This window comes from Victivallis lenta (assembly GCF_009695545.1).
Taxonomy (GTDB): Bacteria; Verrucomicrobiota; Lentisphaeria; order Victivallales; family Victivallaceae; genus Victivallis; species Victivallis lenta.
Genome location: NZ_VUNS01000003.1, coordinates 76,425 through 89,565 on the forward strand (window position 1 = coordinate 76,425; position 13,141 = coordinate 89,565).

Consider the following 13,141-nt stretch of genomic DNA (forward strand, 5'->3'; position numbering starts at 1 on the left):
ACTCTTTCTCTATGTTGAGCGCTTCTTTACGGTTCTTCCCCGAGGAGGAGCGCAATTACAGTATTGGCTTCCATGGCGGCGGCGATGCCGACGCGCGGAGAGAACGGCCTGGCCGCCCCCGTCTCCACGCCGCTTTCAAAATCTCCGGCCAGATACAGCCGGCCGCCGGCCATCCGGCGCAGGCGCAGCCCGTTGCTTTTCCCCCAGCCGCCGAGGCCGCTGGCGGCGACCACCGTCTTCCCGCAGGCCAGCATGGTCCGGATCAGCATCTGCTTCGCGGCGCTCGAATCGAACGCCTCGACCACAATGTCGCACCGGCCGAACCGGCCGGCGGCGTTTTCGGCAGTCACGGCGGAATCGTGCAGTTCAAGTTCGAGCTCCGGAACGATGCGGCGGAGGTTTCTGCCGAGCGCCTCAACCTTCCTGCACCCGATCTGGTCCGCGAAGAAAAACTGGCGGTTCAAATTGCTCTCCGTCACCCGGTCGAAATCGGCGATGACCAGCCGGCGGACGCCGGAACGCACAAGGTGCATCGCACAGTTGGAGCCGAGACCGCCGGCGCCCGCAATGCCGACCACCGCCCGGCCGAGAATCCCGCGCTCCGCAGCGGAGAGGTACGGATTAACCTCCATGCCTATCCTCCGGCGACGATCCGGAACGCATTCAGCCTGTCCTGCGGCCGCAGCAGACGGCCGAGGTCGTCCGGGCCGAGGATTTCATCGTTCACCTCGGCCACGACTTCAGCCGGTCTGAGGTTCCGTTCCGCCAGAAACGCCGAAATCGTCGTTCCGTCGGAAATTTCCTGCGGTGCTCCATTAAAGCAGATTTCCATTCCGCCCCTTTCCGGATTGGTTCAAAACTCCTTATAAGATAGCACGTTTTCCGTTTTTTTTCAATAAAAACGGGCCGGAATCCAAAGATTCCGGCCCATCTTGCTTCGAAGCGCGGCGCAGGACCGGTCATACCGGCCGGTTCCGCACCGCCGCTCCGCCTCAGCCGAGGCGGGCTTCGAGTTCTTCAAGCTGCTTGGAGAGCTCCGCGGGGAGGTGTCCCTCAAACTTCTTGTAGTGTTCCTTGATCATCGCCAGCTCGTTCTTCCAGCCTTCGACGTCGACTTTGAGGAGTTCCTCCATGTCGGCCTTCGAAACTTCGCCTTCGAGCCCCTTGAGGTCGATCGCATCGGCGGTCGGCATGGTGCCGATCTCGGTGCTCTTGCTCTCGCCCTTGCCGTCGCAGCGGTCGAAGACCCAGGCCAGCACACGGCTGTTGTCACCAAAGCCCGGCCACATGAACTTGCCTTCCGGGCTCTTGCGGAACCAGTTGACGCAGAAAATCTTCGGCAGGTTGCCCTGCGCGGCGCCCTTCTGGCCGATCTCGAGCCAGTGCTTGAAGTAGTCGCCCATGTTGTAGCCGCAGAACGGCAGCATCGCGAACGGGTCGCGGCGGACGGTGCCGGCCTTGACGTCGAGCGCGGCGGCGGTCACTTCGGAGCCGACCGTCGAACCGATGAAGACGCCGTGCTCCCAGCTCTTCGCCTCATAGACCAGCGGCAGCGTGGACGGACGGCGTCCGCCGAACAGGAACGCCGCGATCGGAACGCCGGCGGGATCTTCCCACTCGTCGGCGATCACCGGGCAGTTGCAGGCGCGGGCGGTGAAACGGGCGTTCGGATGGGCGGCCTTGACCGGCTTGCCTTCCGCGTCGACCTGGCCCGGCTTCCAATCCTGGCCCTTCCAGTCGATCAGGTGATCCGGCGCATCGTAGCCGATGCCTTCCCACCAGACATCGCCGTCGTCGGTCAGCGCGACGTTCGTGAAGATCGTGTCCTTTTCGCAGGAGATCATCGCGTTCTTGTTGGACTGCATCGAGGTGCCCGGCGCAACGCCGAAGAAACCGGCTTCGGGGTTGATCGCGCGGAGGTTGCCGTCCTTGTCGAACTTCATCCAGGCGATATCGTCGCCGACGGTCTCGACCTTCCAGCCCGGAATGGTCGGGATCAGCATCGCAAGGTTGGTCTTGCCGCAGGCCGACGGGAACGCGCCGGTGACGTACTTGACTTCGCCTTTCGGGTTGGTCAGCTTCAGGATGAGCATGTGCTCGGCCATCCAGCCCTCGTCGCGCGCCTGGACGCTGGCGATACGCAGTGCGAGGCACTTCTTGCCGAGCAGCGCATTGCCGCCGTAACCGGAGCCGAACGACCAGATTTCACGGGTTTCCGGGAAATGGGCGATGTACTTCTTGTCCATCGGAGCGCACGGCCAGATGCCGTTGTCCGACTCGCCTTCCGCGAGCGGCTTGCCGACCGAGTGGACGCACGGGACGAATTCGCCCTTGTCGCCGAGGACCTCGAGAACCTTCGTGCCGACGCGGGTCATCACATGCATGTTGATCACAACGTACGCGGAATCGGTGAGCTCAACGCCGATCTTCGCGATGTTCGAGCCGACCGGACCCATCGAGAACGGGATCACGTACATCGTGCGGCCCTTCATGCAGCCGTCGTACAGCCCGAGCATGGTCTTCTTGAGCTCCTTCGGGTCGATCCAGTTGTTGGTCGGGCCCGCGGCATCCTTGGTTTCGGAGGCGATATAGGTGCGCGCCTCGACACGCGCCACGTCGGACGGGTCGGAGCGGAACAGCAGGCTGTTCGGGCGCTTCTTCGGATTCAGGCGGATCGCCAGGCCGGAATCGACCAGCTCATTGCAGAGACGGTCGTACTCTTCCTTGGAGCCGTCGCACCAGTAAACCGCATCCGGCTTACAGATTTCAACCCACTCGTTCACCCACTTGACCAATTTTTCGTTCTTGGTCGGGATCGCATTCAGCAGTTTCGCCATAATGTTTTGCATCCTCCAGATATGTTAGTTTGGGGTTTCCTGATTTGGATAATCACTAAAATATACACCGGAAACAGTTGCGTTTCAAGGCGCGGGATTGCGAAAAGAGCAAAATACCTCGGGGGGAGGCGCGGGGCGGAGCGTCAGTTCAGCTCCTGGTGAATCCGCTCGTTTTCCAGCCGGATCTCCTCAAGTTCCGAAGCGGCGGTCTCCCAGTCGGCCATCCCCTGCTCCAGCGAACGCTGCACCTGGACAAGCTCGCGGTTCACGGAGGCGAAATCGACCTTGCCGTCGCCGGAAAGCTGTTCGACCAGCTCCGCCTGGCGCTTCTCGAGCGTTTCGAGCTTCTTCTCCAGATCGGCAACCTTCTGTTCGGCCGCCTTTTTCCGCGCGGCCAGCGCGTTGCGCGCCTGCGCCCGGGCACGGCGGCGGTTGCGGGCGAGATCGGGGGAACCGATCTGCATCTCCTGCTCCGGCGTATCGGTCAAACCCGCCGCACGCAATTCGGCCGACTTCTCGAGATAGTAGTCGTAATTGCCGAAATACTTGCGGATGCCCGGCGGCTCCATGGCGATGATCCCGGTCGCCACGTTGCGGACGAACTCGATGTCGTGGCTGACCACGCAGACCGTCCCCGGGTAGCTCTTCAGCGCCTCCTGCAACAGCTCCCGCGCCGCAATGTCGAGGTGGGTCGTCGGCTCGTCCAGCACAAGGAAGTTCGGCGGATTCACGAAGATCCGGGCGAACAGCAGCCGGATTTTCTCGCCGCCGGAAAGGACCTTGCACTGCTTCGACGCCGCATCGCCCGAGAAGCCGAACGAGCCGAGCACGTTCATAAGCCCCGAGGCCGGCGCGCCGGCAGGCAGGTTCCCGCGCACGACGTCATAGACGCTCTGCTCCGGCACGAGCAGATCGGCGAACTCCTGTGCCTGATATCCGATGACGGAGTGGTGGCCGAGCACGATGCGTCCCGAGGTCGGCTTCAATCTGCCGATCAGGAGCTTCAGCAGCGTGGTCTTGCCCATGCCGTTGTAGCCGATGAAGGCGAGCTTGTCGCCCGCATCGATCGCGAGGTTCACATCGCGGAACAGCAGTTTCTCCGGCGTGTAGCCGAACGAGAGATTTTCGATGCGGGCCGCCTCGATTCCGCCGGGCGGGGGAGCCGGAAAACGGATCGCGCCATGATAGCTCAGGTCGTCCGGCAGTTCGATCTCCTCCATTTTGTCCAGCGCCTTCTGCCAGCTTTTCGCCTGCGCCGCCTTCGAACTTTTGGCCCGGAACCGGTCGATCACGCGCTCGAGGTGCTCCTTCTTGCGGTCGCTGTTGCGCTTGGCGGCCTCGAGATTGCGGCGGCGCTCCTCGCGTTCGCGGCGGTAGTAGTCGTAGTCGCCCGGGTAGCGGGTCACCTGCCCGGCGTTGACCTCCAGCGTCAGGCCGGTCAGCTTACGCAGCAGAAAACGGTCGTGCGAGATCAGCAGCAGCGTGCCCGGGAAGGATTTCAGGAATTTGCAGAGCCACTCCACGGCCGGGATGTCGAGATAGTTGGACGGCTCGTCGAGCAGCAGGATGTCCGGCTGCGAAATCAGGACGCGCGCCAGCGCCGCACGCATGCGCCAGCCGCCCGAAAATGACGAGAGCGGCCGTTCGAAATCCGCTTCGCGGAACCCGAGATTGCTGAGCGCCTGTTCCGCCTCAACCTCGAGCCGGTAGGCGCCGAGATGCTCGACGGTCGACTGCAGTTGACCGTGGCGGTCCAGCAGCGACTGGAGTTCGTCATCGTCATCAACACCGCGGTGCAGCTGTTCCTCAAGACGGTGAAGCTCTTCGTGCATTCCGCGCAGCTCCGGAATCGCGTCGGCGGTAAACTCAAGCAGCCGGCGCGACACCTCGTCGTCCGGCAGATGCTGCTTCAGCGTGCCGAGCCGCATCGCCTTCGGGATGCTGACCGAACCGCGGTCCGGCACGACCTCTCCCGTTATGATACCGAATATCGTACTTTTACCGGCGCCGTTCGGGCCGACCATGCCGACCCGGTCCCCGGAGTTGACCCGGAAGGTCACGGAGTCGAGGATCACGTCCCCGGCGTAGGTTTTCGTCACATCCTTGAAATCAATCACAATATCACCAGAAAATTGAAAGTTGCATCAGCGGAGCGGCGGCGTGGCCGTCTCCGTCCGCAGCTCCGGGAGCTCCAGCACATAGCGGAATCCGAGATCCCCGGCGCTGCCGTTCACATAATATACATTGGCCGTGTTCGCCTGCTGCGCATCGGTCGCATAGGAGCCGCCGATCACCATGAACAGCTTTTCGGATTCGCCGGGCGAACGGATGAATTCCCGGACATTGCCGGTCAGGTCGAACACGCCGTACACCGAAACATCCGCCGGGAACCGGCCCGGCGGCGCTCCGACCGGAAACTCTCCGCGCCGCGGATTGTCGCGCAGCAGCGCACGCCCCGGCTCGTAGGTGTTTCCCCAGACATATGCGCGCCCGTCGACGCCGCGCGCGGCCTTCTCCCACTCCAGGCGCGTCGGCAGCCGGCAGACCAGCCCGAGCCGCTTGCCGAGCCATGCGCAGTACGCTTCGGCAGCCTCCCCCGAAATGCCGACCACCGGAAGATCCGGCGTAAACGGCGGCGCAAGTTCGCCGTCGTCATTCCAGATCGGCTGCCGTTCCTCTGAATTCGGATCGAACGAGAACCAGCCGAGACACCGCCGTTTTTCCTCCGGCGTTTTGAGTCCCTTCCAGAACTCAAGATATTCCGCAAACGTCACTTCCGTCGCCCCGATCAGAAACGGCGGAAGCACGCTTTTGCCGACTCCGAACCGGCCGGTGCTGCTGCCGTGAAAAAAACCGCCGCCGGAAATATAACGGACATTTGACGGAAAAGTGTCGGGGATCGAAAGCTCAACCGAACTCTTTCCCGCCACCGGAACCGTGACCGGCGCCGCCACCTCCAGCCCGGAGGGCAACGTGATGTCGAGCAGATAGTTCCCGGCCTGAAGCTCGAACGACTGCAGCTGCTCGCCGATCGGCAGGTTCGCGGCCGGAGGCCCGGCGTTGTCGCCCGGCACGGTGCTGCCGAACCAGATGATCTTGCCCGCCGTATCCCGGATCGTCATCTTCCGGCCCGGATGCGGAACGCCTTTGATCTCGAGCGTGCCGACCCGGTTGTCGATCTTGTTGACCAGAGCCGCCAGCTCGGCATCCTGGCTGACCGCGCGGTCGAAAATCGCCCGCCAGCGAATGCGCGCCTGACGCAGAAAGCTCTGCAGCGAATCGTAGTTTTCAACCTTCAGGTAGAAATTCAAACTGGACTTGAAGATGTCGCGGCACATCCGGTTGACCACCGACTCGCGCAATCCGTATTCCGTGGCGCGGCTGATGAACTCCAGCGCCGAGTTGTAGCCGTTCTCCTGCTCGGCGATCAGCCGGAACAGTTCGTTTTCGAGCTCCCGCTCCCGCCCGTTGCTGCGGGCGTCCTCCGACCGCTCGCGCAGCAGATTGAACGTCCGCAGCGCGAGCGCGTTGTAGTTTTTCGCCTGCGTATAGTTGTACTCGGCGAGATTGATCAGCGAATTGCTCTGCGACAGGTTCGAAAAATGCGTGAAACCGAAATAGCCGGCCCAGGTCAGCAGCGCCGCCATCAGCGTCGACGGGATCAGAGGATGGCGGCGGATCAGTTTCGTCAACCGGTAAAGCGGAGTCGGCGAATAAACGCCGACCGGATAACCGTCGAGATAGTTGCGGATGTCGCGCAGCAGGTCCGCGACCGTCTGATAGCGTTTATGCCGGTCGCGCGCCATCGCCTTGAGACAGACCGCTTCGAGCTCGAGCGGCACGATTACGCCGCGAGGGGCGGCTTTGCGCGGCGGCACGATGCGCCCCGCGGCGGCGCGGCGCATCAGCTCCTCGGACGGGAGATTGGTATCGAACGGCGCATTCTTCCAGGTCAGCATCGTGTAAAGGATCGCTCCGAGGCCGTAGACGTCCGCCGCCTCGGTCGGTTCGGTCACTTCGCCGGTCAGCTGCTCGGGCGGCATAAAAGCCGGCGTACCGCCGAGAACGACCTTGCCGTCGCCCGGAGACGCCGACGGCGCGCTGTCGAGCTGGCATTCGAGATCGAGCTCCATCTTGTTGCCGGAACCGCCCTGATCGAGGTCGGCCCGGTAACGGGCCATCCCCCAGTCCATGACCATCACCTCGCCGTAATCTCCGACCATGAGATTGCCCGGCTTCAGGTCGCAGTGCAGAATGCCGTGGCTGTGGGCGAAAGCGACGCCGTTGCAGGCGCCGATGAAGATTTCGAGCAGCCGGTGCAGCGTATAGGTGCGGCGGTACCCCTCCTTGTCCTCGTTCAGCTTGCGGAGGATCACACGGAGCGTCTCCCCTTCGACCCGTTTCATCGTGAAATAAACGCCGACATCATCGAAGACCCCCATGCGGTGAACCGGGGGAATATTCGGGTGGTCGATCTGCGCCGTGGCGCGCGCCTCGCGGATAAACCACTCGATGCGTTCGGCCTGGTTGCGGTACTGCGGGCGCAGAATTTTCAGCGCGACCTCCCGGTTCAACCCGGGTTCATGGGCGGAAAACACGGCGCCGACCCCGCCGATCCCGATGGCGGAAAGCCCGTCGTAGTCCTGAATCCGGTCTCCCGCCGGAATGCCGAGCGCACGGCGCAGCTCCTCCGGCGAAAGCATGGTTTCGCTGGCCGCGCCGTAAATCAGAGTCTTCTGGTCGTCATCCCATTCCGGCGCTTGATTTTCGTCGTCCTCGTTCACGTTTTCTGCCGTTATTCGTTCTGTCCGGCGCGGATTTCGCGTACGCCTTTCGAGAAATCCTCAAAGTATTCGGCGCCCGCCGCTTTTTCCAGCCGGATGGTTTTCGCCCCGTCCCACTTGAAGTCCGCCGGAAGCACGTAGCATTTCGCCTCCTGCCGGCGGCCCATGTCGAAATTCTCGATTCCGGTGACGATGCCGACGAAATCGCCCTGCTTCGTGATGATGAAATCCCCCGGCTCGGCGCGCAGTTCGCTGCCGGAACCGCGCCCGGTGTTGCGAATATAGAGCTGCGGACCGCCGGAACCGAGATCGAGCGAGCAGCGGTCGCTGATCGGCGCGGACTCCTTGCCGAACGTACCCGGCTTGAACAAAAAGAGATCGTCGAGCCCGCGCTGCTTCAGCGCATCGATCGTCAGCGCCGCCAGCGGCTTGCGGCCGCGCACGTTGAATTCGATCGCCGCCAAACGCGGCTCGCCCGGGAAAAGCAGCAGCGGGCCGCGCAGCTGCGTTCCCGCCTCTTCGAGCGGAGCCGACGTGACGTTGACCCGGTATTCGAGCCGGTCGACCCGGTCGAAATTCAGCGCGTATTCGGCATCTCCGAACAGCTGTTTGTGGAATCCCGGCATGACCGTCTTCCCCGCGATATTCACAAGCGGCAGGTAAAAGACGCCGCCGCCCTTCTGGTCGAGCAGCAGCCGCTTCTCGTTCAGTGCAAACGTCAGCCGGATCACCGAAGCGTCATACCGTTCGAGCACGTCGCTGCGCAGCTTTTCCTCGGCGGCCTGAAGCTCCTTTTTCGTGGCTTCGAGCCTGGCGAGCGCCGTATCGGCTTCCCCCTGCTTCGCGGCGAGATTGCGCTCGGCTTCGGCTCTGGCGTCGGCGGCAGCCGAAATCGCCTCCTTGCTCCTGTCGAGCTCGGACTTGACGCGGGAGTAGTCGTTGACGGCTTTCAGCATCGCCTTTCTCGCATCGGCGAGCTGGCGTTGCGTGTCGCGCACCTCCATCTCGCGCCGGGCGGCGAGCTTGCGGTTCTGCTCGGCAGCGCTGCGCGCCTCGGCGAGCTCCCGCTCGGCGGCGCTCAGCCGGCCGCGCGTGAAAGAGAGGTTGCTCTCGAGAGCCTGGGCCCGGGTACGGACCTCGGCCAGCCGGGCCAGTTCCGATTCGAGCGTCGAACGCACATTGGCCAGTTCATTGCGCTGTGCGGCAAGCTCCTCCCGGGTCCTGGTGAGCTCTCCGCCGGTATTCTCGAGCTTCTGCTCCCGCTCCTCGATGGCCTTCCTCGCGTCGGCAAGCTGCTGCTGGCTGACCGCATAGTTCGTGTTCAGCGTCGCAAGATTGCCGGAGACCGACTGCAGGCTGTTGCGCATGCGTTCAAGTTCGGCCTCGGCCTCCTTGCGCTGTACGCCGGCAAGCGTCCGCTTGCGGATCTCCTCCTCAAGCTTCTGCTGCAACGCCTGCGGAGTCAGTGCGCCCGCGTTCTCGGGATGGAGCTTGAGCTTGTCTTCGAGCAGTTCGGACTTGGCCAGCGTCTCCGCCAGCTGTTCGGCAAGCGCTTTCAGCTGCGCCTCGCGCGCCTCGGAGAACCCCTCGCGTGCCTGCGCCTCCCGCAGTTGTTCGCGCATGTTTTCGAGCTCCGCACCGCGGCGGCGCAGCTCGTCGAGGATGATCGCCGTCGACCCGCGGTCGAGCAGCGCCCCCTTTCCCATATGGCCGGACTGGCCGTGCGGCGACATACCGATCAGCATCGACAACATGGCCGACACGAGGAAGTCGCACATGACGATGAGGATCGAACGATTCACTTTTCATCGCCTCCGGAACAGAGCAGCTTCCTGCGCAGCGGATAGAGCAGCCCGAGGCGCAGGATCAGACTCAGGATGATGCCGATCAGCGTCGACGAATAGGCGATGACCAGACTGCTCTGGGTCGAAAACACCATGACGAGGAAGCCGGAAATCGTTCCGAAAAGGCCGATGTAAAGCGGCACGTCGAAGAAGATGTCGGCATTTTCAAGCTGCTTGAGCCGAAGCTTCACGGCGTCTCCGCTGCGGCGGATGCCGGCCACCACCGCGACGGCGACCGCAAACGCGACGAACTGCATGGCCACGATGGTCGAGAAGATGAACATCGCAATGCGGGCGAACGCACGGTCCTGCGCGGCGATGGTCGCCTCGGAGCCGGCCTCGACGCGGCCGAACACCTGCTCCCGTGCAGCGCCGGAGAAGATGCCGGGCACCACCTCGGTGTGGTCGAACAGGTAATTCATCAGGTAGAGGAACCCCGCCACGGCGAGGATCAGCAATATCACCAGCAAAATCCGGCTCCCGGTCTTTTTCATCTCATTCAGCTCCTTGGCAAAATTACGGATAACAGGCTGTTAACCCACATTAGATACAATACGCCTGTTTTCCGGAATATTCAAGGCTGATTTTCGGGATTTCAACGAAAGCGATTTGCCAAATCCGCATTCCGCATGTATTTTTATTCATAATTGTTTTCGATTTGTCAATCTATTCACGGAATGAAGCCGCTTTCATGAAAATTCTGAACTGGTATGTCACCCGCGGATTCCTGCTGGCCTTCAGCATGGCGATCGCGATTCTGACCTTCGGCATGACCGGAGCGAACCTGATCAAGGTATTCGACCTGGTCTCGCAGGGAATCTCTTTCTGGACCTTCCTCAAATTCACCGGCTACATCCTGCCGATCGTGCTGACCTTCACCGTGCCGTGGGCCGTGATGGTGGCGGTCATGCTCGTTTTCGGGCGCATGTCGGCGGATTCGGAGATCACGGCGATGCGGGCGTGCGGAATTTCGATCATGCAGATCGTCTCGCCGATCCTCATCTTCACCTTTCTGCTGACCGTCCTTTGCCTGTATCTGCAGGTCGAGGTCGGGCCGCCGTTTCTCGGCAAATCACGCGAACTCATGAAGACGGCCGCCATCGACCAGCCGCTCGCATTGTTCGAACCCGGCAAACAGATCCAGATCGAAAACACGATCATCTACATCGACGACAAGGAGGGTGAAAACGGGCTGAAGGGCGTGCAGATCTACATGCTCGGCGACGACGGCAAGACCGTCGCCTGGGACATCTCCGCCGATCGCGGCAATCTGCTGGTGGACAAAGAAAAGCAGGTGCTTACCGTGCAGCTGTTCGACTGCCTGCTCGTCAACAAGCAGCCACAGAAAGCCACGCAGGAGGGAATCAGCGGCGACGGACCGCAGCGGCTCTTCTCGGAGATGCTGAAATTCGGCTTCAACTACGGCAGGGAAGCGAATGAAATGCGCGTCGGCGTGCGTCCGAAATATATGAAGCTGACCGACCTCATGGCCCGCATCCGGCTGACCAAGGAGCTGAACCGCGACACGACCGAACTCGAAGTCGAACTGAACCAGCGCATCGCCTTCGCGCTGTCGCCGATCGCGTTCCTGCTGCTCGGCCTGCCGCTGGCGATCCGCACGAGCCGGCGCGAAACTTCGGTCGGGCTGTTCCTCAGCGTGATCCTCGCCGGAGTGTTCTTCCTGTCGATCATTCTCTGCGAGTCGCTTTCATCGTTCCCGAAACTGTATCCGCAATATCTGCTGTGGCTGCCGAACATCCTGTTCCAGATCGGCGGCGCGATCATGACGTACCGAATCAGCCAGCGATAGAATAAGGAGTCCGGGCATGGGCAACAACGGTTATCTCAAGTTCATTCTGACCGCCCTCGTTCTTGCGATCGTGTTTTTCGGCTACATGCTCGTGACGGCGGTCGACCGGGTGCGCGAAAGCAACCTGCGCCTTCTCGCCAAGCTCGACGAACTGCCGGGGCGGATTTCGGTCACCGCCCCGGCGGCGGTTCCGGCGCAGGCGGCCGCCATTCGCCGCGAACCGTTTGCGAACGCGGAGTTTTTCGACCCGTCGGCACAGACCGGCGGCCGCATGATCCAGGCGACGATAGCCGACACGGCCAACATGAATTACCTGATCAACACCGAAGCGACGGCGGGGGAGTTCTGGAATCTCTGCAACTCCTCGCTGGCCGGAATCAACTTCGAGAAGCCGGACGAGTACGAGCCGCAGATGGCTGAGTCCTGGAGCATTTCCGACGACCACAAGGTCTACCGGATCAAGTTGCGCAAAGGGATCTACTGGCACGATTTCACGGACCCGGTGACCGGAAAAGAGCACCGCAACGTCGAGGTCACGGCGGAGGATTTCAAGTTCTTCGTCGATGTGGTCAAGAATCCCGAGGTGAACTGCGGCCCGATGCGGGTCTATTATCAGGATCTCGAGAGCGTGGAGATCCTCGGCAGGTACGAATTCGAAGTCCGCTGGAGCCGGGAATATTATGGTTCGAAGGCGAGTACGCTCGGGCTCTCGCCGCTGCCGCGCCATCTCTATCATGCGTATGACGGCCCGTTCGACGGAAAAAAATTCAATGAGGACCACATCCGCAACCGCATGATCGTCGGCTGCGGCCCGTACCAGTTTGTAAAGTGGGAGAAGGACCGCCGGGTCGTCTTCCGGCGCAATCCGCGTTATTTCGGGCTCAGGTACGGCGCGGGCCCCTCGCTCGACTATCTGGTGTATGAGATCATCAAGCACCCGAACACGCGGTTCCAGGCGCTGCTTTCCGGCGAGCTCGACCAGCTCGGGCTGTCGCCGGACCAGTGGATTCAGAGGGCGGACGAAAAGCCGTTCAAAGATGGAACGCTCAAGCGCTACAAATACCTGCTGCCGCAATACACCTATATCGGCTGGAACCTGCGCAATCCGCTCTTTTCCGACGCCAGGGTGCGGCGGGCTCTGACGATGCTGATCGACCGCGAAAGAATCCGGAAGGACGTTTATTTCGACCTTGCCGAAATCATCGCCGGGCCGTTCTTCCCGAAAAGCCGTTACACGGATCAGACCGTCAAACCGTGGCCGTACGATCCGGCCGAGGCGAAAAAACTGCTGGCCGAAGCGGGCTGGAAGGATGAAGACGGCGACGGCATTCTCGAAAAGGCCGGCAGAAAATTCACGTTCACGATGCTCCAGATCGCAACAAGCTCGATCCAGCAGAAAATGATGCCGATGATCAAGGAGACGCTGGCGGCGGCCGGAATCGATATGAAGATTCAGAACGTCGAATGGTCGGTCTACCTGCAGCGGCTCGAGGAACAGAATTTCGAAGCGTGCTGCCTCGGCTGGCAGAGCCCGTTCGATCCGGACCCGTACCAGATCTGGCACTCGAGCCAGGCGGACCAGCGGGGCAGCAGCAACCACATCGGCTTCAAGAATGCCGAAGCGGACCGCATCATCGAGGAACTGCGCAAAACGTTCGACGTCGAAAAACGGATCGAGCTCGCCCACCGGTTCTGCCGGATTCTGCACGAGGAGCAGCCGTATACCTTCCTGTTCGCGCCGTACAGCCTGGTGGCGCTTTCGGGCCGCTACCGCAATGTGCGGGTATTTCCGGTCGGCATTCCGGATTCGATCATGTGGGTGCCGGGAGCCGAACAGAAAAAAGTTCCGGGCTTATGAATCTGAAA

9 protein-coding genes are annotated in these 13,141 nt (G+C 61.8%); 2 read left to right on the forward strand and 7 right to left on the reverse strand.

Annotated elements, in window-relative coordinates:
• Positions 1-26: 26 nt before the first annotated feature.
• From thiF to FYJ85_RS04180, 7 genes are all read right to left on the reverse strand, one after another.
• Positions 27-632: a sulfur carrier protein ThiS adenylyltransferase ThiF gene (thiF, locus tag FYJ85_RS04150; protein ID WP_106053963.1), complete on the reverse strand. Its 606-nt coding sequence runs from the start codon at positions 630-632 to the stop codon at positions 27-29.
• Positions 633-634: 2 nt separating this feature from the next.
• Positions 635-832, reverse strand: a complete 198-nt coding sequence (thiS, locus tag FYJ85_RS04155) for a sulfur carrier protein ThiS (RefSeq protein ID WP_106053962.1) — start codon at positions 830-832, stop codon at positions 635-637.
• Positions 833-992: 160 nt separating this feature from the next.
• Positions 993-2,837, reverse strand: a complete 1,845-nt coding sequence (locus FYJ85_RS04160) for a phosphoenolpyruvate carboxykinase (GTP) (protein ID WP_154417076.1) — start codon at positions 2,835-2,837, stop codon at positions 993-995.
• Positions 2,838-2,980: 143 nt separating this feature from the next.
• Positions 2,981-4,954 (reverse strand): ABC-F family ATP-binding cassette domain-containing protein, encoded by a 1,974-nt coding sequence (locus tag FYJ85_RS24265; RefSeq protein WP_106053961.1) that lies wholly within the window; start codon positions 4,952-4,954, stop codon positions 2,981-2,983.
• 27 nt (positions 4,955-4,981) lie between these two features.
• Entirely contained in the window at positions 4,982-7,621 is a 2,640-nt protein-coding gene (locus FYJ85_RS04170) for a bifunctional serine/threonine-protein kinase/formylglycine-generating enzyme family protein (RefSeq protein WP_106053960.1), read from the reverse strand.
• A gap of 11 nt (positions 7,622-7,632) precedes the next feature.
• Positions 7,633-9,423: a coiled-coil domain-containing protein gene (locus tag FYJ85_RS04175; protein WP_154417077.1), complete on the reverse strand. Its 1,791-nt coding sequence runs from the start codon at positions 9,421-9,423 to the stop codon at positions 7,633-7,635.
• Positions 9,420-9,959, reverse strand: a complete 540-nt coding sequence (locus FYJ85_RS04180) for a hypothetical protein (RefSeq protein ID WP_106053958.1) — start codon at positions 9,957-9,959, stop codon at positions 9,420-9,422. Before FYJ85_RS04180 ends, FYJ85_RS04175 begins: the two co-directional genes overlap by 4 nt.
• A gap of 197 nt (positions 9,960-10,156) precedes the next feature.
• Here FYJ85_RS04180 and FYJ85_RS04185 point away from each other — a divergent pair, with 197 nt between their 5' ends.
• Positions 10,157-11,275, forward strand: coding sequence for an LptF/LptG family permease (locus tag FYJ85_RS04185; protein WP_106053957.1), 1,119 nt, complete (start codon positions 10,157-10,159; stop codon positions 11,273-11,275).
• 16 nt (positions 11,276-11,291) lie between these two features.
• Positions 11,292-13,133, forward strand: a complete 1,842-nt coding sequence (locus FYJ85_RS04190) for a peptide-binding protein (protein WP_106053956.1) — start codon at positions 11,292-11,294, stop codon at positions 13,131-13,133.
• Positions 13,134-13,141: the final 8 nt, after the last annotated feature.